Here is a 20,629-nt window from a genome sequence, read left to right on the forward strand (position 1 = left end):
GGGTTGCAGCCCCCGAGTAGCAGGCGATCCAACCGTGGAGCGTCCTACTTGATGCTGCCTGTTCGACGAATCGACGAGATTACGGGACGAACGGGCGAATCGGCCCGACGAATGTTAGGACGCTCCCGCTCAGCACGCATTTCATTCTGCAGCGTCCCGCGATCGAGCGAAAACTGGACGTGCACAATCGGACCGTCGCGCTCGATCGTCACCTCGTCAAGCAGGTCGCGATGACGCTCATCGAGATTGTCTCCCGACAGTTTCAACATCGCCACTGCGCCCTCGGCCACGTCCACCACACTCGACGCACTCGCGTTGTCCCGCATCGTCAAGTAAACCTGCCCCTCCAGCGCGGTCTCCGTGAGGGTGATCGAGATGGCCTGATCCTGAAGGCGACTCTTGAGCTGTCCAAACTTCGCACTGGCACGCCCCCCGATGGCCGACACCTCCGACAGCCCAAGCACTCGATCCGACCACTCGGACAACGCATTCTGCAGCCCTGCCTGGTTCACGGGCGGAGCACCTTCCACCGAAGCCACTGCCGTTTCTCCCCCCGACGAGTCCTGCAGGGCGGCCTCCACAACGTCGCTCCCCACGAGCCAGGCCGTATTGCCCCGCCCCACCCGCTTCACCAGGTCCATGTACGTATCATTTGAAAGGAGATTCGTGCCCTGAGCGGACTGATGGCGATCGACCATTGCTCTTACGCGCTCGACGTCATTCGACACGGCCATCGTCCCCTCGTCCACAAAGGCAACCGTGAGCGTGTCAGAGGACGACGCCTCCCGTTCTCCCAGCGCGAGATGATACACGGGACGTCCCTGATACGTACTCGTGCGTCCGGCATTCCGAGGCGCTCGGTCGAGATATCGGTCCAATTGTTCCGGGGCCAGATCAGCAAACAGCACCACGCTAATCGCCTTGTTTCCCTCCAGCGCTCCATACGCGACGTTCAGATCCGAATTCGGATCCATCCCTGTAGCGTCCATAAACGCCCGCATCAGCGGATGGTCCGTTTGTCGGAGACTGTCGGCAAAATTCTGATTTCGGAGGTCCCCCACCTGCTGAAACACAGTTTCAATGTTGACCATCCCCACATAGCGGGGCTGCTCCGGAAGCAGCGTCGCGGCCCGCCGCGCCTGCACCGGAAGTTGGTCGGTCATGCTCATGTAGGGCTCGCACGCGGTGAGGACAAACGCCCCGAGCACAAAGAGAAATCCCCAAAGCGAGAGTCGGCGGTTGTTCATTATAATCGCAGGCTGATGACAACGAATCGGAACCCAGCGGCCACCTCTCCTGACGACTGGCATGTGCACTAACCTCCATGCCTAATATATGATGCCTGCTGTGCGACGAGTCGCCTTCTACAGACGACGAATCGCCCTTTTTCGCGACCAATCCTACGCCAGGACTCCTCCCTCAACGGCGATTCGACGTCCCAAGCGCCTGGATGTCATACCGTGCCTAGGATGAGAAGAAGCACCGCGACCGCAATGCCAATGACAATCACAACAAACCCAATCCCCGTCCACTTGCCCTTCTCACGAGTCTGGCGATCTACCTCTCGCGTCTTGCTCTCTTTTCGACCGTTCATGATGCCCCCTTTGGTTTGTATACAATTAGCGACGGTGCAGACCTCTACCCGGCTGTCGGCGAGTGTCTGATACGGAATGATACGGAGATTGGAGACGTCCCCCATCAGTGAACGGTCCCGTCGCGTTGTAGGACAGTCGTCCACTCCACTAGTCGCTTCCGTCCTCCCGAGCGAATACTCAATCCGAGCAGGACGCGAATTTCAAAACAAGGGAGACCGAAATGTAGCCCGTTCCTTTTCAGCAGGACCCCATTCTCAAATCGACGCTCATTGTATTCGTCGGGAAAGGGCCGACACCTTTTCACACCCTGAAAGAAAAGGGCTTTCATCGTGCGCGTTTCTTTTTTGTTACAATGTATTCATCAAACGGCATGTCATCTCACACGGGGTTTGCCTCACGTTGTATCGAGTGGTGTGCTCTTTCCGTTCGCAATCCTCTGGATTTGCTCCCGTGTCTATGGTTACCTACGCAGCAACCAAACGTGATATTGCAGTCACCGTACGGCCCATCTACCTCGACGGCCCGTCGGACCTGCTCAAGCGTCAGTTTACGTTTGGGTACGCGGTTACGATCGAAAATGAGGGGTCGGCGAAGGTGCAGCTTCTCCGACGCCGATGGATTGTGCACGAGGACGACGGAAGTCGTCAAGACCTAGAAGGGGACGCCGATCTTCCCGGCCATCCCGTCATTGCCCCGGGCGAGAGTCACGTGCACGACGGATCCTGTACCATCACGTCGTTTAACGGAACGGTGGAAGGCAACTACCTCGTCCAGCGGGCCGACGGCGAGCAGTTCCGCGTGCCGGTGCCCTCGTTTCACCTGCATGCCGCCGCAAACTAGCAATGTATGGGGCACCTCTCAGCGAGACCCTACATTGAGGGGCCTGTTCTCATTTCCGCTCGTTTCTACGTTCGATGCCGATGCACTCGTAGACCAAACGCAGGGCCGGGCGTATGCGGCTGCCTCCCCGGATTGCGTACCGGGCTCCGCCGGGGGGCATCATCTCGGGCCCGTAGGGTGCCGGTCCTCCTAAAGCAGAAGGAGACCCCGAACGTCGGCGTGGGCGCCTCGTTCAAGCGCCCCCGTTCCTCTCACGCCGACTCCTCACTCCATGTCTGCTGATCGCCCGTCGTCCTCCTCGGTTCTCCGCAGTGCTCTTACGGCCGGCAGCGCCATCGCTGGCGCGTATGCGGGCCTTGCCGCCACCCGGTGGGCCTACCAGCAAACCCTTCCCCCTCCCTCTGCTCTTCCTCCGGCCCTCGACTGGTCGACGCACTCCCTGGAGGTTCCTCATGGACGGGCCCAGCTGTACGTCCGCCCCGGCACGGGCGTCCCGGTGATCCTGCTCCACAGCTTCAACGCTGCGGCCTCAAGCGCTGAGATGGCCCCGATCGCCGACCACCTAGCTGCGACCACCGATCGGCCCCTCTACGCCGTCGACTGGCTGGGCTTCGGCGGCTCGGACCGGCCCGATCTGGACTATGCCCCTGACGTCTTCGGCCGTCAACTCTACCACGTCCTCACAGACGTTGTGGACGAACCAGCCGACCTTGTCGCTCTCTCCCTGGGGTGCGAGTACGCCGGATGGATGGGTCTCCAGGCCGCCCCCCGCGTCCGCCGTCTCGCTCTCATCTCGCCCACGGGCCTCACGTCCGAGCGCGGCCCCTCTATGATAGGACGAGCGGGACTGGCGATCGCGGGGCGCACCGGCGTCTTTGAATTGCTGTACTACCGCCTCACGCGACGCTCGTCCCTCCGTGACTACTACGAGCGTCAGGTCTTCCTCGACGCCGACGCGGTGCCGGACGCGCTCGTAGACTACGCCTACACCACGACCCACGTCCGCGGCGCGGCCCACGCCCCGCGACGCTTTGTGGAGGGCTCGCTCTTCCTCGACAGTGTGGGCCCGGAAATCTACGGACGGCTCTACCGCCCGACGCTCCTCCTCTCCCCAGAAACCCCCGGGCCCACCATCCAGCGCTTTGACCAGCTTCCCAACCTCCTCGACCAGAATCCCCACGCCCTCACCCACAAGACGGTCCCGGGGGGCTTGATGCCGCACTGGGAAGCGCCCGACGCGTTCTTCGAGGCCCTGATGCCCTTCCTGACGGGCGAGTGATCTTCGGACGCCCCCCCACCTCCGTTGGCAGCCCTGAAGGCCGAAGGCGAACGAGCCTCAAGCCTATCGGGAAGGCAATACACCCTGCCATCAGAGCACGTGCTTGCTTCGTCCGCCGTCGACCGGCATGGCCACGCCGGTCACGTATCCGGCGCGGGCACTGGCAAGAAACGTGACGGTCGCGGCAAACTCCTCCGGCTCCCCAATGCGCGGCAGCGCGTTCTGATCGGCCCAGTCGGCCTCAATCTCGTCGTAGGACTGCCCCGTCTCCGCTTGAATGTCATCGGCCAGGTCTTCAAGCCGCGCCGTGCGGGTGTAGCCGGGCAGGACCGTGTTCACCGTAATGCCGCTCGGCCCCACGTCGTCGGCCAGGCTCTTGGCGTAGCCCTGGACCCCGGCGCGGGCCGTGTTGGAGAGGGCGAGCGTAGGAATGGGCTGCTTGGCGGACACGCTGGTGACCATGATAATGCGGGCGTGGTCGTCCTCCGCCGCTGCGGTGCGGAGGTGCGGAAGCGCCGCCTCGCACATCGAGATGGTGCTCATGAGGTTCAACTCCACCGCCTCCCGGTAGTCCGCACGGTCCACGTCCGTCGCCGCGCCCGAGGGCGGCCCGCCAGCGTTCGTCACGAGCACATTCAGGCCGCCGAACGTATCCACTGTCTCCTCGACGGCCGCCTGTACGGCCGCCTCGTCCGTCACGTCACAAACGAGCGGCAGCACGCGATCGTCGGGCACATCGGCCTCGTCGCGCAGATCGTCGGCCGCCGCCGTGATGCGGGCCTCATTCCGAGAACAAAGGGCGACGCGACACCCCTCCTGGGCGAGTTCGCGTGCAGCTGCATAGCCGAGCCCTTTGCTGGCGCCGGCCACGAATGCCGTTCGGTCGGTGAGTCCAAGGTCCATGTCGTGCAGAAGAGGCAATTGATGAGCAAAGCGTGCGCTCCCAATCTACCGATCCGTGAAGAGGTTTGTAAAGCCCGTTGTTGCTCAAATGATGGACGGTTCACCACGTGCGTGGGAAAATGTATTGATACGTTCGCACGGATCGGTATGGGACGGCGCGCGGTCTGTCGAGGGGGATGGACAGAACCGGGGTGTTGCCCGAACACCCCAAATTTGTGCGTTGATTCGCGACAAGACACATCTTATGCTTTAGGCGCACAGCAGGCGGTCCACAGAACGTGTTATATCCGGGATTATGCCGACCCGGTCGGGATATTGCTCTCTTCGTTCTGTGTATCCTCCTGGAGACGAGAGACCTACCGTCCCCTCCGCTTCGTGGTATGCCGAGCGGTTCCGTGACGTAACACGGAATGGATCGGCCTAGGATATATTATGTGCTTTCGTACGAGTTTTCTTAAGCTGGAGAAATCATGGTAAACGAGCTCACGGCTGCATATAAAAGTCTGAAGGCAGCCAAAGATATTGCGGGGGGTATCCAGAGCTTGGATACCGAAACCGAAGTAAACCAAGCGGTCATTGATTTGCAGGAGCAGCTTCTGGAAACTCAGCAACTGCTCCTGACACTACAGGATGAGGCACAGCAAATGAGGGACAGAATCGAGGAGCTTGAGAAGATTGATGAAAGCAAGTTCGAGGTTGACGAAATTGAACGCAACGGACACACCTTTTCAGGTAGAAAAGCTTATCGCCATAAAGAGTCGGGGATCTATTTCTGTCCAGTTTGCTTCAGTGACGGTGATTTGGTTCCTCTGCAGTTCTCTCAGAACGGTACAAGTGTCCGAAAATGTGGAAGCTGTGACACGCGATTCGGTCAGTCCGATGACTATAGCCCTGAAGGTCCAGTTCATCTTTAACCATACTCTGCACTGATTATCTCTTCCAAACACAGTTTGCTCGGTTATGGCTCCATCAGCTATGGAAGGAGAGGCGCACATCTTCTGGGACAACTCGAATGTGTTCATACCCGCACAGTACGTCGCTGCTGAGGAAGAAGGCCCATGGGCTGAACGTAAGGTCAGGATACATTTTGAGAATCTCTACAGACTGGCTCGCTTCGGACGAGAAGTTGGATCTGCGTTTTGTGCTGGGTCAGTCCCCCCTGAACTGAAAGCCCTCTGGGACAATATCCGAGATATGGGTGTCGAAGTAGAATTATACGAGAGAGGAGATGAATCCGGCACAGAACAAGGTGTGGACCAGACCCTCCAGGTCCACATGCTCAGAGCTATGGCAGACAACGATTCTCCTCAAACTGCTGTGCTGCTCACTGGAGATGGCGCCGGATACGAAACTGGTATTGGGTTCCATGCGGATCTCGAGCGTATGTACCAAGAAGGATGGGGCATTGAGGTGATTTCGTGGGATAATGCGTGCAATGACAGCCTGAAGCAATGGGCACAAGAAGTAGGGGCTTATATCCCACTCGAAGACTACTATGATTCAGTTACGTTTCTTGAAAAGACGCGGGATGCGAAGGCTCTGTCGATGACCAGCAGGCCCTACGCCGAATCTGATTCAAGACGCACATAATCCCCGCTGGAGGTGACGGAGGGCAGATGCCGCCGTCAATCGCGGTCTGTTAGGTGGTTTCGCCTTCGCTGTCCAGGAGTGACAATGCCACAGGACTGAAATGGTCTCCGCTGTTGGTATTTTGACCGGACAGAATTCTGTTGGGTGTTTTTCCGCCCTCTGCACCCCAGCTTCCACGTTATATATATTGACATAATCATACCTTTTATCACCTATGCCAAATAAAAATATTTCAGGCAGAATTCAGAGCACGCTAAATAAAAGAAGGGAGGTAATTAGGATATTTATTATTGCTGCCGTTCTTGCGGTAGGTGTAAACCTGACGACAAGTGGGATATTAAACCTACTCCCAAACAATGATAACTACCAGTTATGGATTGGCATTATAGTAATAACACTTTCTATACTTTATCTAGGATATTTACTTATGAGCGAAAGAAAATCTGAAATATCTTATACATCTGCGGTTATAATTTCTAATGAAAATAAAAGACCAATAGGAATACCTAGGTATGACTTTTCTGAAGAACTTAGCAAGGTTTTTAATGCTTCATTTGCAGAGAACGAATCACTGAAAGACAAATGGAATAATGAAAGATTGGTTGAGTATAATACAGAAAATAGCAAAAATAAAGAAGATATAGATAAAAGGGGAGAAGACACCGAATATATATCAATAGTTAGGACAGATGAGAGCTTTATAGAGGTAGGAAAGTCAGAAGATATACTGATAGAGGCAACAGAATTCGTAATATTGGACTACCTCTCAAAACATTTGGATAGCTATTTCAATGACGTTGAGGAGGTAGATAAAGAGGTGACCAAAATAGAACGAGAAGATATACCAAAAATACTTATAGAAAATAGAATTCTTTCAACTCTTTCCAAACCACTAGATGAGAGAGATGCTTTCGTTGGCTCGTCAATATTAGAGGGTGTTCCAGAAGGTCAAGAGATAGTAAGTGTTTATGGCTCAAACGGCACACTGTATGAAAAATTTGAGCTTGTTCTTCCGAGGGGTACCGAAATAGAAAGACCAGGGCCCGGAAAATTGAGGATGGAAAATAGCCGTATTGTAATGAGCATGGCAATAAAATTTGATGGGATGACCAAAAATTTGCCTAGGGGTTTCGAGGATCTATACATGAATTTAGATAGCGAGGATGTAAAACCTTACAAGTTAGATGTAGAAATAAGCGTCTTGATAAAAAGAAGAGCTCTACTCCAGAGGAGTGGTTGGAAATATCACGAGTGGGTGGACTCTTTTTCGAACAAAATCGAGAATAAAATGTCATTCTCTGAGTTTGTAGACAGAATAAATTGGCCCATTGTCATGTGTCACCTCAGATCTTTCAAGGGTATGATGGAAGGTTCTCCTAATAGACCCAATGAAGATGTATAACTTTGTCGTTCTGATTGAGTCTAGCGAGAGACAATTTCAAAGGGGCGTACCCCCATGAAAAAGTCCCGTCGCACAGCGCTGCGCAGGGGCTTTTTCTCACTCTCCTCGGCTGATTATCCAGGCCCCTACTCCGTACCCCGGCCCGGAATGCGAATCATCTGGCCGGGATAGATCAGATCTGGGTCCTCAATGATCTCGCGATTGGCGTCGAACAAGGCACGCCATTGTCCGGCGCTCCCGTATTCCGCTTTCGCGATCTTAGACAGCGTATCCCCCTTCTTCACCGTGTAGAAGGTGGGCTCTGTCATCGTGGCCACGCCGCCCCCACCCTGCGGCGCTGCAACCGTGAGCCCATCGGCATCCACGGCCTCTATGCCCTGGACGTTGCCGGCCAAAAGAATGGCCTTCTCGCGCACGGCGTCGGACGAGGCCTCTCCGGTGAGGATCACGGTGCCGTCCGACATGGTCACCTTAAGGTTTGAGAGGAGGTTGGGAAGTTTTTTGCGAAAGGTGTCGAGGAGGACCTGCTCCGTGTCGCCCTCGACGTCGCGCCCCATATTTTTGATAAAGCTGATGATGCCCATAGACGTACGAATTCGGTTGGATGGAGAAATGAAGGATCGCTGCTCCCGAAAGGGTCAGTGCTGAACCACGCGGGCAAGCTGTTTTGCCTGTTTGATCCACTGCCGCACACGGGACGCCGCGGGCAAGGCACGCACGAGCGATCGTTCGTCGTTCACCTCGACCAGTCGCTCGTGAAGCCGAGCGGCATTGCGCTGTGCGAGCTCGACCACGCTATCGACTCCGGCGGCTTCCAGCAGCTCGGCATACTCCCCGCCGATGCCCTTCACCCGCATCAGGTCGGCGTGATTGACGAACCGAAGGATTCTGTCCTCATCGATGCCGGTGGCCGAGGCCAACCGTATGCGTGACACGCGCGTGCGACCGGCGTCCAGGAGTTTTTCGACGCTTCCGACGCCCTGTTTTTTCAGGACCGCTGCGCGTTGGGGACCGATGCCTTCAATTGACGTAAGTGCTGACATTGTTTTCCTCGTTGTGTTGGTGAGTAACACCACCCAGAATCGGGTGAGGGACCCCCTTCGTACGCGGTACGCCCGATTTTGTCAACGAGAATGTGAGTACGAACCGAAAGTGGCGCCATCGTCCGACGATCGCGTTCGCCCGAAGTGCGATTCAGGAGAAACGACCGGCGTAGGCCTCCGTCCTCCAAAGATGCGTCGTGTCGACAAAGGAGGACGCTCCCAGTCGACCCGCCCACTGGAAACGTCTGCTCGCCTGAGCGTTGACGCAGTCCGTGCTTCCTGATTTTGCCGAACCCATGCGCACACGGCCGATCCACCGGCGCGGGGGCCCTCCCGAAGAAATCGCTGCGGAAACAGGGACCAATCCCGCCGAACGCGAGCCAGACCTTATGCCGGTCGGGGGTTCGATTAGCAGTTCTCTCACCGTCTCCCACATGCAATGAGCGAAACATCCGTTCTCGTCGAAGCCTGCGTTACCTCCCCCGAAGAAGCAACAGCCTGCTTCAACGCAGGGGTCGACCGGGTGGAGTTGTGTCAGGAATTGAGCATCGGGGGCTTGACCCCACCCAGATCCGACGTTACCACGGTCCTCTCCAACGGGCCGGGGCCAACGTTCGTGCTTGTTCGTCCCCACGCTGATTCTTTTCGCCTGACGCCCACGGAGGTAGATGCCCTTGCCGACACCGTCGCCTCCCTCGTGCAGCTTGGGGCGGACGGGGTTGTGGTCGGGATGCTGGACGAGGACGGACACGTCGATCGGGCGGCCGTGGAAGAGGTGGTTCAGGCGGCCGACGGACGCCCCGTCACCTTTCACCGTGCGTTCGATGAGGTTGACGATCCACTCACAGAAGTGAACTCCTTGATTCGGGCAGACGTCTCGCGCGTATTGACCTCCGGGGGCGCGGACACGGCGTGGGAGGGTCGAGAGACCCTTCGAGCACTCGTGGAGACATGTGGAGACGATTTGACCGTCCTGGGCGGAGGCCGGATCCGCGGCGACCACGTGCGTCCACTGGTGGAAGCCACCGGGCTGACAGAGGTGCATGCCCGCGCCTCTGCCATCCCCGATCTCATTGCAGGACTGGAGGCGTCCTAGCGGTCCTCCTCGTGATCGACTCTGGTCCGCACCAGTGATTTTCCGAACGACTTCACCGTAAACACCGGGCACTGGGCCTGCCGCACGACCGTCTCGGCCACACTTCCCATAAACATCCGCTCCAATCCCGTCCGGCCGTGCGTTGCAATCGCGAGCACCCCCGCCTCTTCGGCCGCGTTCACAATCGTGTCGGCGACGTTCCCCGTGCCCACCTCAATCGTCACGTCCAATCCCTCGTCGCGGAGGGCAGCGGCCGGTGTGGCCAGCGCCTCGCGGGCACGCTCAGCAAGCATCTTCGTCGACGGAAGATCAAACTGGAGCCCGTACACATCCGGTGGAATCTGTCGCTCAACCACATGGAGGAGGGTCAGCGACAACCCATAGCTGAGAGCGATTTCGCGAGCGTGTCCCAGCAGAGATGCCTGCGCGTCCGAGAAGTCGACAGGCACCAGCAGCGATCGTCCCTCGAGAGCACCAGGGGACCCGTCCCCGCGCCCCACCGTGAGCACCGGACACGACGACCGACGCACGACCTCCTCGGCCACACTGCCCAGCAGGAGGCGTCGGACGCCGCGTCGCCCATGCGTCCCCAGCACGATGAGGTCCACGTCGTGCTCGGTTGCATACGAGAGAATGCCCTCCGCCGCCGACCGGTGGACGACCCGCCGTTCATGCATCTGCGGCTCCGCTACGGCCGTCCTCTCCATAGGGGCATGCAGGTCGGCCAGAACATCGTCACTGCAGACCTCGATAACATCTGAAAGCTCCGCATCGCGCTCCTCGACCCGGATGACGTGAAGCTCGGCATCGAAGCGCTGAGCAAGATGAGCGGCGTGTCGACGGGCCCGTTCGGCACAGGGAGAGCCGTCGGTCGGGAAGAGAATACGAGTAAGATGGATCATAGCCGGTCGGAGCGTGGGTCGACGGAAAACGGAAACTGTATGGTTAGGCGGCCGCCGAAGCGGTGTCCTCGGTCGGAGACACGAGTGACCGGCCGAACGCCTTCGTGGTCAACACGGGACAGGAGACGTGCCGCACGACCTTCTCGGCCACACTGCCCAGGAAGAAGCGTTCGAGACCTGTGCGGCCGTGCGTCGAGAGAGAAACAAGATCGATGCCCTCGTCCCGTACAAACTCGGAAATTTCGGAGGGCGCCGATCCGGTGCGAACGTGCGTTTCAATACGATTGGGCTCCTCAACGACTGTCGATACAAATTCGCTGAGGGTCTCTCGCACCTTCTCGTCGAGATCGGGCTCCACGTCGTAGACCGACCGAACCCCCCCGACGTAGAAGGCCGGGTGCAGGTCTTCTTCAACGACGTGCAGGACGTGGACGCGAGCGTCGTACAACTGCGCCCAGGCGTTGGCCGTCCGCAGGGCCTCGCGCGAGTAGTCCGAAAAATCCACAGGAACCAGAATCTGCTCGATGCGCCCGACCGCCGGCGTCGGGTCCGCCTCCATCCCCCGCACGGTAAGCACCGGCTGCTCGGCCCGACGCACGACCTCTTCGGCCACACTCCCGAGCAGAATGCGGCTCGGTCCCCGCCGTCCGTGCGTGCCCATCGCAATGAGGTCAACGTCCTCCTCCGACGCATAGCTGAGAAGGGCCGGGGCCGGCGACACGTCGCGCCGTACAACTTCGCGCACGGTCACCGCATCGAGGGCCTCGGTCGACAGCCCATCGTTGGCAAGTTCGTCGCGCAGAGCATCGAGGCCTTCCGTCGGCGACGGGCGATCGCGCGACCGGTCGTCGATGTCGTGAAGAACCTCGGCGTGAAGGATGTGCAGCGTAGCCCCGGTACGGGCCGCAAGGTCGAAGCCGTGTCGCAGTGCCCGATCGGACACCGACGAAAAGTCCCGAGCGATAAGGATGTCGTCGATTGCAAACATGTTGGACGTGAGGGTTAATGAGGAGAAAAGCCTCTTCTTATGTTGCTAGAGTGCAGTATACCGGTTCGTGGGGAAGTCGTTTGTCCACTCTTCCGCGCCGACCGCGACGGGAATTCCTGACGTGGTGTGTGGGGGAAGGTCGCACATCTTGTCTCCACGGCGGGCCGCGTCGATTTTCTCCCGTACGGCCCCCATTCCCGAACCGGGTTTGGGGCACCCGGCAGACGATACTCCGGTTACGGACGGTTGTCAGGGAATCTCTGATCGACCTGAGCGAGAACGACCTGTGATCGTACCGAGATCCTTTGATCTTTTGTCGTTTAGATGGAAGACTTGAGAAGGACGGACGTACATCCCATCCCTCTTCTTCTTTCTCCCCATCGCTGACCCGACCGACACTGTGGCAATGGAAGTTGTGCTAGGTATTCTCGCGGTCACCGTGGTCCTGATTGTGACCGAGGTGTTTCGCATCGACGTGGTGGCCCTCTTGGCCTTGCTGGCGCTGGTCTGGACCGGTAGCATCTCTCCGGAGCAGGCCCGCTCCGGCTTCGCAAGCAACGCCGTGCTCGCCATCATCGGCGTCATGATCATGGGGCGCGGGCTCTTCCGCTCGGGAGTGACCGAAAAGATTGCGAGCTTCATTCTCCAGGTGGCCGGCCGAGGCAAGCGACGCATTCTCTCCACAGTGTCGATCACCGTGGGGATCATGTCCGGTTTCATGCAGAACATCGGGGCAGCCGCTCTCTTCCTGCCGGTCATGACGGGCATTTCCAAACGGGAACAAATTCCCATCTCCAGCCTCCTGATGCCCATGGGCTTTGCGGCCCTGCTCGGCGGCACGCTCACGATGGTCGGAACCAGCTCTCTCATCGTTCTAAATGACCTCTTGACCGCCCAGGGCCTCGACCCGTTCGGGCTCTTTACCGTGCTGCCGATCGGCCTCCTTTTGCTCGGCACCGGCATCCTCTACTTCTTCGTAGTGGGGCCGTACGTCCTGCCCTCCTCCCCCAAGATGAACGAGAGCGCCTCCCCCGGCAAAAAGCTCCTCAATGTCTGGGGCCTCTCCGACTCGATCTTCACGCTCCGCGTGCCGAGCGACAGTCCGCTTATTGGCCAGTCGCCTGAGGAGTCAGAGATGGGGGCGCGGTACAACCTCAACCTGCTGAGGGTCTTTGGCTCCAACGGCACCAGCTACGACATCTGGGAAGATTTCCACCTCGACCAGGGACAAAAGATTGTCGTGCAGGGCCACGCCGAAGACGTCGAGCAGTTTGCCGAGTCGTACGCGCTCACGCTCGCAGAGGAAGATGTCAAGACCATTTCGGACTCCAAGGAGGGATACCTGGAGGTTGTCATTCCGGCGCGGTCCCAGCTCGTGGGGAAAACAATCCGTGACCTCCGGCTGCGGGAGAAGCACAACACGCAGGTCGTTCTCTTCTTCAGCGAAAGCCAGGTGGTAGAGGACAACGTCGCCGACCGCAAAATCCAGGCGGGCGACACGCTCGTGCTGCAGGGAAAGTGGGAGAACCTACAGTTCTTCGACGAGAGCGACGACTACATCACTGTGACCCCCCTCAAATATGATCAGAAAAAGCCGGAAAAGGCGTGGCTCGCAGTCGGCAGCTTTGCGGGGGCCATTGCTCTAGTGCTCGGCCTAAACTTTTCGATTTCGATGGGCTTCCTGAGCGGCGCCCTTGCCATGGTGTTGGGGGGAGTGCTCACGATCGAAGAGGCCTACCGGGCCGTCGAGTGGAAGGTGATTTTTCTCATTGCCGGCCTCATTCCCATTGGCATTGCGATGGAAACGTCCGGCAGTGCCGCGCTCATCGCCGAGACGCTGGTGGCGGCCGTGCAAAGCATGCCCCCATACCTCATCCTCTTCATCCTCGGCATCCTCATGACAATCTTCTCGCTGATCATGTCCAACGTGGCCGCCACGGTCCTGATGGTCCCATTGGTACTGGAGATGGGCGGCGCGGTGGGCCTTCCCTCCGAGGTGATGGTGCTGCAAGTCGGTCTCTGTGCCGCCAACTCGTTCATTCTGCCCACCCACCACGTCAATGCGCTCCTCATGACCCCCGGCGGGTATCGCGTGAACGACTACCTGAAGGCCGGAAGCCTCCTGTCCCTGCTGTTTGTGACGGTGTCGACGACCGTACTCTACTTCTTTTACATGTAGTGCTCCTGCCTGTACCTTCCGACGTGCGACCGCTCTCATCGACGCTCTTCTCCTTGTCCTCTCTTCGCCCATGACCCCTGCCGAGCGCTGGCCTGCCATTTTGCTGCAGCTAGAGCCCGACACCTGGAAGCGTGCAGAGGACCTTGCCGAGGCCCTCGGGGTGAGCGAGCGGACCGTCTACCGCGACGTGCAGTCGATGGTGGAGGCCGGCGTTCCCCTTCAGGGCGTGCCCGGAAAAGGCTATCGTGTCCCGGAGGACTACTTGCTGGCGCCCGTGACGCTCACGACCGACGAGGCGGTGATGCTGATTCTGGGCAGCGCCTACGCCGCCCAAAACTTTGATGGGCGATACCGGGCCGCCGCCCGTTCGGCCCAGCGCAAGCTCGATGCCGTCCTCCCATCGGAGGCGCGCGAACGAGCCTTTGCCCTGCAGGGCAGTGTCCACCTCGTGCCCCCCAGTGCCTTCGGCACTCCCACGGAGGACGGCCACCTTCAGCGGGTGCGCCAGGCCCTCGTGGAAGAGCGCGCCATCGTGGCGACCCTCGCCCCTCCGTCTGCCCCTCCGTCCGAGCGAACGCTGAACCCATACGGCCTTCTGCAAAAGGCCGCCACGTGGTACGTCGTGGGCTACGATCCCGACCGGTCGCGGGTCGTTCACCTGCGCCTTCAGGACGTAGACGACGTTCGCCTTACCGACCACACCTTCGAACGCCCGGAAAGCTACCGCACTCCCCCGGACGGCCCGGATCCCACGCCCACGGAGAAGGTTCGCGTCGTCTTTGCCGCGGAGGTCACGCCCTCCGTACAGGTCGCTCCCTCTCTCCACGTAGCCGACCGCGAATACACGAGCGACGGGCGCCTGCTCCTCACGATCAAGGTCGACCACGAGCTAGAGGTCTTGCCGTGGCTTCTGAGCTGGGGCCAACACGTCCGTGTGATCGAGCCGCGGGCCCTCCGGAAGCGCCTTGCTACCGAGGCGCGACGCATTGCCGATCAGTACCGCGACATGCCGACTCTTTTGGATTGACGTTCGGATTCGCAGGGCACGGCGTCTCCCTCCACCGCCGATGTCTTCGCTGCCCCATCTACCGAATGCGCACCAGCTTCTGCGTCTCGCGGTACGGCCCGGCTTCCATCCGTACGAAGTAGACCCCACTGGCCAGGCGCGGCGCGTCCCACACCAGCGTGTGAAAGCCTGCAACCATCGGCTCTCGATTCTTGAGCGTCGCCACTCGCTGGCCAAGAATGTTGTACACCTCTACGCTCACCTCCTCGTCTTCAGGCACGCCGACCTGAAACGCGACGGTCCCCGTCGATGGGTTCGGATACGGAGGATTCAACGTGTACACCTGCGGCAGGGCCTCCAGGTCTCGAAGCATTTCTTTCACGTAGGCCGTTGTGCCCACCACGAGACGCAGGGCGCGCTCAGTTCCTTCGGCAAGCACCGTAAGGCGCGCCTGGGCGGATTGCCGTAGATTCCATAGGTCTTTCGTTGCGGTATCAAGCAGCCATGCGTCAAGGTGAGCCGGAAGCTGCTCCGTTCCCTCTACCGACAACCGAACTGGGCCTGCCGCCTCCGTGTGCACCGTGAGCGGCCAGATGGTCCCGTGCGTGGGCACGCGGCGGACATCAGTACTGAGCGCTACATTCGGCGGGCTACCATCGGGCGGATCGAACGTGATGGACAGGCCACTGCCCATCGACGGGGGTTCGGGCCAGTCCCACGGGTCCCACTCGTCGACGGCCCCGTCCCGCACGGCCGCCACGTTGTCGCCATCACGACCGGTGCGGCTCGTCCCCCGAATGCGGAGGCGCCAGGCAAAGGCCGCCGCGGGAGTGGAATCGACGTTCGTTTTTCCGTTCCCGTCGGAGAGAAGCGGAGGCTGCACGGTGAGGGTGGTGGCCGACTCGGCAAAGACGGCGTAGCCCGAAAACGGCGCCATCTCGGTCACCGGGTTGTCCGGCGTATTGTATCCGTCCGCCCCATACGCACGAAGCGTCACGGGGGCCCCACTGCTCGTCTGGAGATTGGTCACCGGCACAGGCACGGTGAACGGCGTTCCTACAAAGTTCCAGCCCTGACTAAGCGCAATATCCACCGGCTCATTCAGCGGATTGACCGTCCCGGGGCCAGCGTCGAGCACCGCCCCCTCTCCCCGCACGATGAGCCAAAACGCCCGCCCCAGATCAAAATCACTCGTGCGTGGAAATTCTGCTACACGAGTCCCGATGGGCTCGAAGAATCGTGCTTCGGAGGGATCGTAGGCCGACGCACTGGCCAGGGTGGGAATGTTATCCCCCAGCACCGCCGTGGGGCGTGGATCCTCAAGCACGATGGGCATTGAGAGAAGTCGGTAGGCCGCCTGTGTGGTCCCTCCTGGCTGCGGCTCCGTCGCCCGCAGATCCCCCTCGTTCAGCTGCACGGGAAGCGAGTACACGCCGCGTCTGGGGGCGCGGATGGTGGTGCCTGCCGCATCGGTGGCGGTGAAATAATAGGTGAGCCCTGCCGCCCCGATGTCGCTGCCCGGAATGGTCGCCGTAAACCCCGATGCCCCTTCCTCCATCACGACGGCGGTCGGCTCGGGGGCTGTTCCCGCTCGGTAGTACAGCGTAGCGCCATCGAGGGGCGCCTCATTGGTCAGAATGCGGGCGATGATGGAGCGATCCTGTCCCCCCGTGGCCGCCGCGTCGTCTCCATTGCCCCCCGGATCGTGAATAACCACGATCGCCGCCCGACCGGCAAACGGCGAGGGCATGGCACTGTAAAGCACATATCGCCCCGTTTGGACGGTTCCTACTGGTGCGGACGAAAGAGAGGACGTAAGCCTCAACGACCCAGACGTGCGTACGCCCCCGCCGCCGTCCAGCCCTGCCTCCTGAATCGTGTATTGCTGCGCCGTGGCGGGCGTGGTGACAACGAATATGAGAATCATCCCCACCCCGAGCGCCCAACGGCCCAGCACAGGACCTACAGACAGAGGAAAAGTCATTTGAGATACCGAAAAGAAGAAAGAAACAAGGGGGATTAGGGACGTGGCTCGGCTGGCTGCATCGACTGCACGAGGGCCTCCAGGCGAGCAAGGCGATTCCCAAGAGCATCAATCTCCCGTTGCTGAGTAGCGATAGTCTTGGTGGCGGCGTCTAGGGTCTCCTTCTGCTCTTTTGCTGCCTCAATGAGCACGCTCACCAGTGGAGCATAGCGCAGACCGCGAACCGTGGTCCCATCGGCCTCATAGACGACGAGCTCCGGAAACACCTCTGCAACTTCTTCTGCAATAAGCCCGAGGTCGGGACGTCCATCCTCTTTCCAGTGGAACCGAACGCCGCGCAACTGTTCGACGAGGGCCGTTGCATCCGTAATCGTTGCTACGTCCGACTTAAACCGAATCGATGAGGTGGTTGCGGACGGGTCCAGCCATTCAAGATCCCCGCCGGCCGTATCGTTGTAGACCAGCACGTCCCCGTTTGTGGGATTCAAGGCGCTGAGGTCAGTGGCGGCAAGGCTTCCATTAGCAACCTCTTCGGACCCGACACTTCCAGTCGCAATTGCGTCGGCCGTTACGGCCCCCAGTGCAATGGCATTTGATGTCACTGCATCGACGGCGAGTTCGTCGGCGGTGACGGCACCTGTCCCCAAGTCGTCTGCAGTGAGGCTATTGTCCGCAACAATCGCACTGGTTACGGCCCCAGTGCCAAGATCAGATGCGGTGATGCTTCCATCCGTAATTTGATCACTGCCAACTCCTTCATTGAGGATACTGAGAGGCGTTTCACTGCTCCCGTCGCCTGTGAGAGTGGTGCCATCCGTCGTGACTGTGGCCGATGGATCGACCCAGGTGAAAGCAGTGCTTCCATCGGAGCTAAGAACCTGTCCCGACGAGGGAACATTCGTCGCACTCAAGGCGGGCTCAAGGATGGCCTCGTCGGCCACTTCGGTAGCCCCGACACTTCCGTCCAAAATTGCTGCAGCCGTCACGGCGTCAGGAGCCAGTTGCGTCGTCGTGATTCCCCCTTCGGCCACCCCAAGCGGACTGTCACTAGTCCCGTTGCCCGTCAGTGTCCCGTCGCTCGTCACGCTCGCCAGTCCATCTCCATTGCCATCCGCTCCAAACGTGAGCGTGTTTCCACTCACCGACAGCGTTGCGTCGCCCGTGGTTGCGAATTGTAGCGCGCCCTGGAGCGTCGTCTCTCCAGCGGTAATGGACTCGACCGCCGAGGTCAACGCTGCTGGAGCAGCAACCACAACATTATTGTCGGGATCTCGCGACACCGTGACGTTGGCTCCCCCCAAAACGGCTCCTGTCGCAATCTGCACGCCCGTCACCCCACCATCGGCGATGGAAAGGGTCGCGTCTCCGGTCTCAGCGCCACCGGTTAGCCCCCCCGTTCCCGAGACACTGGTGATGTCCCCGCCCCCACCCTCCGTCCAGGCGAGGCTGGCGCCATCGTAGCTGAGGAGCTGTCCCTGCGTCGGTGTGTTGGTGGTGCCAAGCTTTGGTTCCGTAATGGCACCGTCGAGAATCTTGACGGTACTCACGGCGCTATTCGCGAGAAGCGATTCACTTACGCCCCCTGTTGCAATAGAGAGGGTCACCTCTCCCGTATCGCTTCCGCCCGTAAGCCCCCCGACCGTCGTCACACCCGTGATGTCCCCCGCAGCAGCGTTCGTCCAAGCAAGACCAGTGCCATCGAAACTGAGTACCTGATCAGTTGAGGGCGCCGCCGTCGCGTTGAGTTCGCCAACCCCCACCGCCCCAGCCGCCAGATCCTGCGCCGTAAGACTGTTGTCCGCTATGATTGCACTGGTCACTGCAGCGGTCGCCAGCTTCGCCGTCGTAACTGCACCATCGGCGAGCTGTGTCGTGCCCACCCCCTCTTCCGTGATGCCCAATTCCACATCACCGGTCACGCCGGACAGCGTCGTGAGCCCGCTGCTTCCGGTGACTGACGTAACGGGGGCCGTCAAATCGCCCGTGAACGCAATTTCGAAGGCGTTCTGCCCCGTGATGCGATCTACGCTAATGTTTGAGCTTCCCTGAAGCTCGACGGTGCCGGTAAGCGTGGCGGTGCCATTCCCCACACTTGTGACTGCTGCTCCCGGTGCAAGATCGATCGCCTCCACGGTCCCATCGGCGATCTTTTGGGTCGTGACCGCTCCTTCAGCCAGCTTATCGGTTTCAACCGATCCATCAGCAAGCCGTGCTGCGGTGATCGCCCCCTCTGGGACAGAAAGCGTCAGATTTCCACTCGTGCCTCCCCCCGCAAGCCCCCCTCCCGCCGTGACGCCCGTGACGTCCCCCGTGGCCGCGTCCACCCAGGTAAACTGATTGTCGTCGGTATAGCTAAGAATTTGACCGGCGGCCCCGAAATTCGTGGCGTCGAGCGCCGACGCCGTCACTGCGCTGTTGGCAAGCGCGGCCGCCGTCACACTCCCCTCCGCAAGTTGGTCGACGCCGATGCCCCCATCCTGCACGTTGATCGTCGCCGTTGGTCCATTCGGATCCGTAATCAAAAGGGCACCATCTGTATTTTGCACCCCGAGGATGCCGGTACCATCGGCCGCTGGTGCGGAAAGCGTAATTACACCCTGCTCACGATCCACTGTGATGCTGGCCCCTCCATCCGCCGCAAGCCGTAAATCGCCCCGAAGCTCATTTACACTGTTGACGGCCGCACCGGCCGCGAGGTCGTTTCCCGTGATTGTGCCGTCTACAATCATGGCACTACGGACAGAATTCGGGCCGATCTTGGCCGCCGTCACGGCCCCATCGGCCATCTGGGCCGTATTCACGCCCCCCTCAGCCAGACCGAGTGTGACACTTCCCTCTGTCCCTCCTCCGGTGAGTCCTGTGCCCGGTGCCACGCCCGTAATCGTGCCTCCGGTTCCCTCTGCTGTAATCCTGATCGCGCCTTGATCAACGTCTAGACGTGCCCCATCCCCCGCCACGAGAGGAACGCCTCCCGTCAGGGTCGACGACCCAACCGTGAGTCCCGTCACCGCTGTGCCCGGTGCCAACGCCGCCCCGGTCACACTTTCCGCTGCCAGTTTTCGGGCGGTCACGGCTCCGTCCACCAGTTTCGCCGTTCCCACCTCGCCGTCGGCAAGTTGAGAGGCCCCAATCCCTCCCGGCTGCACATTAATGGTGGTCGTCGGTCCATTGGGATCTACAATTTGCAGTGCACCGTCATTATTTTGCACCCCGAAAATGCCACTGGAGCCGTCGGTCCCTCCCGGGGCGGAAATCGTGATGGTGTTTGCCTCCGAATCGACGTTGACCGTCGCCCCATTGGCCCCCTCGATCGTGAGCGCCCCCGGGATATCATTGATACTTGTCACCGCTGCATCATCCGCAAGCGCATCACGGCTCACAGCTCCCGCAACGACAGCCGCTGCCACTCCCGCCCGCAGGGCATACGCCGTGCTGGCCATGCGCAAGCGGGGCAGTCGTTCGCCGTTGATTTCAATTTCGAGGTAGCGTGCGTCGCCGTCGAACAAGGTGTTGGGCAGGGAGGTCTCACTACCAAGAAGAACACTTAGCCGACCATCGGTCACGGCCACCGCCGATCGATTTTCCGTCCAGAGCGCCTGTCCGCCTGTTTCTACGCCGTAGATGCGCGCCGTAAAGGCCACCTCGCCGTCCACCTGCTGCTCGTCTTCGAGCAGGCTCGCCTGATAGTGAAGCACGGACGGGACGTTCTGGGCCCATGCCTCGGCGAAAAGCAGACTGAGCAGGAACGCGACGACGAAGATTCGAAGGGTCATGGCTGGAAAAAATCAGACAATGTGGAGGCGGCATGGTGGCAACACAGAT

General features: G+C 59.9%; 17 protein-coding genes. 8 read left to right on the forward strand and 9 right to left on the reverse strand.

What is annotated here, in order from left to right:
* Positions 1-44: 44 nt before the first annotated feature.
* On the reverse strand, positions 45-1,247 hold the full coding sequence (locus tag BSZ35_RS03635; protein WP_105011173.1) for a hypothetical protein: 1,203 nt from the start codon (positions 1,245-1,247) through the stop codon (positions 45-47).
* A gap of 206 nt (positions 1,248-1,453) precedes the next feature.
* Positions 1,454-1,594 carry a hypothetical protein gene (locus tag BSZ35_RS19710; protein ID WP_219846576.1) on the reverse strand — a complete coding sequence of 47 codons (141 nt, stop codon included), beginning with the start codon at positions 1,592-1,594 and terminating at the stop codon, positions 1,454-1,456.
* 457 nt (positions 1,595-2,051) lie between these two features.
* On the opposite strand from BSZ35_RS19710, the gene apaG reads away from it, so the two are divergent.
* Entirely contained in the window at positions 2,052-2,435 is a 384-nt protein-coding gene (gene apaG / locus BSZ35_RS03645; RefSeq protein ID WP_105011175.1) for a Co2+/Mg2+ efflux protein ApaG, read from the forward strand.
* 271 nt (positions 2,436-2,706) lie between these two features.
* On the forward strand, positions 2,707-3,714 hold the full coding sequence (locus tag BSZ35_RS03650) for an alpha/beta fold hydrolase (RefSeq protein ID WP_105011176.1): 1,008 nt from the start codon (positions 2,707-2,709) through the stop codon (positions 3,712-3,714).
* A gap of 90 nt (positions 3,715-3,804) precedes the next feature.
* Here BSZ35_RS03650 and BSZ35_RS03655 read toward each other — a convergent pair whose 3' ends face one another.
* On the reverse strand, positions 3,805-4,617 hold the full coding sequence (locus BSZ35_RS03655; protein WP_105011177.1) for an SDR family oxidoreductase: 813 nt from the start codon (positions 4,615-4,617) through the stop codon (positions 3,805-3,807).
* A 470-nt stretch (positions 4,618-5,087) separates the two neighbouring features.
* Between BSZ35_RS03655 and BSZ35_RS03660 the strand changes: the two genes are divergently transcribed.
* The 3 genes from BSZ35_RS03660 to BSZ35_RS03670 all read left to right on the forward strand — a co-directional run bounded on the left by BSZ35_RS03660 (position 5,088) and on the right by BSZ35_RS03670 (position 7,609).
* Positions 5,088-5,531: a hypothetical protein gene (locus BSZ35_RS03660; protein ID WP_105011178.1), complete on the forward strand. Its 444-nt coding sequence runs from the start codon at positions 5,088-5,090 to the stop codon at positions 5,529-5,531.
* Positions 5,532-5,577: 46 nt separating this feature from the next.
* A complete protein-coding gene (locus BSZ35_RS03665; protein WP_105011179.1) occupies positions 5,578-6,207 on the forward strand; it encodes an NYN domain-containing protein in 630 nt (209 codons plus the stop codon).
* 214 nt (positions 6,208-6,421) lie between these two features.
* Complete coding sequence (locus tag BSZ35_RS03670) at positions 6,422-7,609, forward strand: hypothetical protein (RefSeq protein ID WP_146109989.1); 1,188 nt, start codon at positions 6,422-6,424, stop codon at positions 7,607-7,609.
* A gap of 125 nt (positions 7,610-7,734) precedes the next feature.
* Here the strand turns inward: BSZ35_RS03670 and BSZ35_RS03675 are convergent, their stop codons facing one another.
* Both BSZ35_RS03675 and BSZ35_RS03680 read right to left on the reverse strand, forming a co-directional pair.
* Positions 7,735-8,193 (reverse strand): BON domain-containing protein, encoded by a 459-nt coding sequence (locus BSZ35_RS03675; protein WP_105011181.1) that lies wholly within the window; start codon positions 8,191-8,193, stop codon positions 7,735-7,737.
* Positions 8,194-8,247: 54 nt separating this feature from the next.
* Positions 8,248-8,652 (reverse strand): DUF4332 domain-containing protein, encoded by a 405-nt coding sequence (locus BSZ35_RS03680; RefSeq protein ID WP_105011182.1) that lies wholly within the window; start codon positions 8,650-8,652, stop codon positions 8,248-8,250.
* Positions 8,653-9,091: 439 nt separating this feature from the next.
* Between BSZ35_RS03680 and BSZ35_RS03685 the strand changes: the two genes are divergently transcribed.
* Positions 9,092-9,748 (forward strand): copper homeostasis protein CutC, encoded by a 657-nt coding sequence (locus BSZ35_RS03685; protein ID WP_105011183.1) that lies wholly within the window; start codon positions 9,092-9,094, stop codon positions 9,746-9,748.
* Here BSZ35_RS03685 and BSZ35_RS03690 read toward each other — a convergent pair.
* Both BSZ35_RS03690 and BSZ35_RS03695 read right to left on the reverse strand, forming a co-directional pair.
* Entirely contained in the window at positions 9,745-10,650 is a 906-nt protein-coding gene (locus BSZ35_RS03690; protein WP_105011184.1) for a universal stress protein, read from the reverse strand. The two genes, BSZ35_RS03685 and BSZ35_RS03690, sit on opposite strands and share 4 nt — an antisense overlap.
* Positions 10,651-10,693: 43 nt before the next feature.
* Positions 10,694-11,638 carry a universal stress protein gene (locus BSZ35_RS03695; protein WP_105011185.1) on the reverse strand — a complete coding sequence of 315 codons (945 nt, stop codon included), beginning with the start codon at positions 11,636-11,638 and terminating at the stop codon, positions 10,694-10,696.
* A gap of 406 nt (positions 11,639-12,044) precedes the next feature.
* On the opposite strand from BSZ35_RS03695, the gene BSZ35_RS03700 reads away from it, so the two are divergent.
* Entirely contained in the window at positions 12,045-13,817 is a 1,773-nt protein-coding gene (locus BSZ35_RS03700; protein WP_105011186.1) for an SLC13 family permease, read from the forward strand.
* 70 nt (positions 13,818-13,887) lie between these two features.
* Complete coding sequence (locus BSZ35_RS03705; RefSeq protein WP_105011187.1) at positions 13,888-14,844, forward strand: WYL domain-containing protein; 957 nt, start codon at positions 13,888-13,890, stop codon at positions 14,842-14,844.
* A gap of 58 nt (positions 14,845-14,902) precedes the next feature.
* Here BSZ35_RS03705 and BSZ35_RS03710 read toward each other — a convergent pair whose 3' ends face one another.
* Positions 14,903-16,807 carry a T9SS type A sorting domain-containing protein gene (locus tag BSZ35_RS03710; protein ID WP_105011188.1) on the reverse strand — a complete coding sequence of 635 codons (1,905 nt, stop codon included), beginning with the start codon at positions 16,805-16,807 and terminating at the stop codon, positions 14,903-14,905.
* A gap of 35 nt (positions 16,808-16,842) precedes the next feature.
* The gene (locus BSZ35_RS03715; RefSeq protein WP_105011189.1) at positions 16,843-20,580 is read right to left on the reverse strand and encodes a tail fiber domain-containing protein; all 3,738 of its coding nucleotides are present in this window, start codon (positions 20,578-20,580) and stop codon (positions 16,843-16,845) included.
* Positions 20,581-20,629 lie beyond the last annotated feature (49 nt).

It is taken from the genome of Salinibacter sp. 10B, assembly GCF_002954405.1.
Lineage (GTDB): Bacteria > Bacteroidota > Rhodothermia > Rhodothermales > Salinibacteraceae > Salinibacter.

Bases quoted from the DNA above. Each gene is read 5' to 3' on its own strand.
- BSZ35_RS03685 (WP_105011183.1), top strand. From the start codon at position 9,092: ATGAGCGAAACATCCGTTCTCGTCGAAGCCTGCGTTACCTCCCCCGAA.
- BSZ35_RS19710 (WP_219846576.1), bottom strand. From the start codon at position 1,594: ATGAACGGTCGAAAAGAGAGCAAGACGCGAGAGGTAGATCGCCAGACT.
- BSZ35_RS03710 (WP_105011188.1), bottom strand. From the start codon at position 16,807: ATGACTTTTCCTCTGTCTGTAGGTCCTGTGCTGGGCCGTTGGGCGCTC.
- BSZ35_RS03715 (WP_105011189.1), bottom strand. From the start codon at position 20,580: ATGACCCTTCGAATCTTCGTCGTCGCGTTCCTGCTCAGTCTGCTTTTC.
- BSZ35_RS03695 (WP_105011185.1), bottom strand. From the start codon at position 11,638: ATGTTTGCAATCGACGACATCCTTATCGCTCGGGACTTTTCGTCGGTG.
- BSZ35_RS03675 (WP_105011181.1), bottom strand. From the start codon at position 8,193: ATGGGCATCATCAGCTTTATCAAAAATATGGGGCGCGACGTCGAGGGC.
- BSZ35_RS03680 (WP_105011182.1), bottom strand. From the start codon at position 8,652: ATGTCAGCACTTACGTCAATTGAAGGCATCGGTCCCCAACGCGCAGCG.
- BSZ35_RS03700 (WP_105011186.1), top strand. From the start codon at position 12,045: ATGGAAGTTGTGCTAGGTATTCTCGCGGTCACCGTGGTCCTGATTGTG.
- BSZ35_RS03635 (WP_105011173.1), bottom strand. From the start codon at position 1,247: ATGAACAACCGCCGACTCTCGCTTTGGGGATTTCTCTTTGTGCTCGGG.
- BSZ35_RS03670 (WP_146109989.1), top strand. From the start codon at position 6,422: ATGCCAAATAAAAATATTTCAGGCAGAATTCAGAGCACGCTAAATAAA.
- BSZ35_RS03665 (WP_105011179.1), top strand. From the start codon at position 5,578: ATGGCTCCATCAGCTATGGAAGGAGAGGCGCACATCTTCTGGGACAAC.
- BSZ35_RS03705 (WP_105011187.1), top strand. From the start codon at position 13,888: ATGACCCCTGCCGAGCGCTGGCCTGCCATTTTGCTGCAGCTAGAGCCC.
- apaG (WP_105011175.1), top strand. From the start codon at position 2,052: ATGGTTACCTACGCAGCAACCAAACGTGATATTGCAGTCACCGTACGG.
- BSZ35_RS03650 (WP_105011176.1), top strand. From the start codon at position 2,707: ATGTCTGCTGATCGCCCGTCGTCCTCCTCGGTTCTCCGCAGTGCTCTT.
- BSZ35_RS03655 (WP_105011177.1), bottom strand. From the start codon at position 4,617: ATGGACCTTGGACTCACCGACCGAACGGCATTCGTGGCCGGCGCCAGC.
- BSZ35_RS03660 (WP_105011178.1), top strand. From the start codon at position 5,088: ATGGTAAACGAGCTCACGGCTGCATATAAAAGTCTGAAGGCAGCCAAA.
- BSZ35_RS03690 (WP_105011184.1), bottom strand. From the start codon at position 10,650: ATGATCCATCTTACTCGTATTCTCTTCCCGACCGACGGCTCTCCCTGT.